The organism is Psychrobacter sp. W2-37-MNA-CIBAN-0211 (assembly GCF_040309405.1).
Classification (GTDB): Bacteria; Pseudomonadota; Gammaproteobacteria; order Pseudomonadales; family Moraxellaceae; genus Psychrobacter; species Psychrobacter glaciei.
This window is the reverse complement of sequence record NZ_JBEOOU010000629.1, coordinates 1-231: the sequence shown is the minus strand read 5'-3', so window position 1 is coordinate 231 and position 231 is coordinate 1. Positions and strand designations below refer to the sequence as shown.

General features: G+C 45.5%; 1 protein-coding gene. It reads left to right on the top strand.

Annotated features, from left to right (window positions below):
* On the top strand, positions 1-231 hold a 231-nt coding region (locus AAEY72_RS16530), incomplete at both ends, for a hypothetical protein (RefSeq protein ID WP_352311794.1).

The following is a 231-nucleotide window of genomic DNA, read 5'->3' as shown; positions in this document are numbered from 1 at the left end:
GAATTAGGCCGTCCACAAGACGTGGCGGCCAGTATTGATAAAATTCTGAGCCGAATGTCAGTATTAAGTGAATCGTTAGAACTTGATCGCAGCAAAGCGATTATGGACGAATTGCTGTCAACGGGTGAGCAATGTTCATCGATTTTATTTTCAGCGGTTATTCGGGAAAAAGGCACCGCTTCAAATCATTTCGATGTGCGTCAGGTGCTGCGTACCGACAGCTATTTTGGC